The organism is Colwellia sp. NW0002-52-1 (genome assembly GCF_057550865.1).
Window position 1 is genome coordinate 1 of sequence record NZ_BAAJLU010000058.1, and the last position, 493, is coordinate 493.

The following is a 493-nucleotide window of genomic DNA, read 5'->3' on the forward strand; positions in this document are numbered from 1 at the left end:
TTTCCTGCTTTCATCCAATAAAAAGGAAATATTCTCGTTTATGTCTTTAACATCACGAGATGTTTTATTAGTAACTTATTGTAGATAATGAATAAATCAGGTATGTTTTGATTATCTTAAAATATGAAAGAAGGATTTTTTCCTTGTTTAAACAAGGAGTTTTTCCTCATAATAAGCTGTTATACGTAATCTATGAGTCAGTTAAGTATTAAGCAGAAGAGTTTTTATAAAGAAGTTGCCAGAATCCTTTGGGAGGAGTGGGATCCTATTGGTGTAAATGATGGCGATAATGAATGGAATGACGAATATGATAGTTATGTTCCACATACTTTTAAGCTAGCAATGAATAATGCTGATATTTCAAAAATTGCTAAACATTTATCATCGTCAGTTAGTCAAAACATGGGAATGACTACTAATCATAATCATGACTTGAAAATTGCCCAAATAATTATCGAAACTAAAGAGCAAATGCTTGGTAGCTAATTACGTA

At 30.4% G+C, this 493-nt stretch carries 1 protein-coding gene; it reads left to right on the forward strand.

The window, feature by feature from the left end; all coding sequences use genetic code 11:
- The first annotated feature begins 192 nt into the window (after positions 1-192).
- The gene (locus tag AC27H3_RS18080) at positions 193-486 is read left to right on the forward strand and encodes a hypothetical protein (RefSeq protein ID WP_487108111.1); all 294 of its coding nucleotides are present in this window, start codon (positions 193-195) and stop codon (positions 484-486) included.
- The last annotated feature ends 7 nt before the right edge of the window (positions 487-493 follow it).

What these genes read in the sequence shown, in the direction of transcription:
- AC27H3_RS18080 (WP_487108111.1), top strand. Translation starts at nt 193, where the DNA reads ATGAGTCAGTTAAGTATTAAGCAGAAGAGTTTTTATAAAGAAGTTGCC.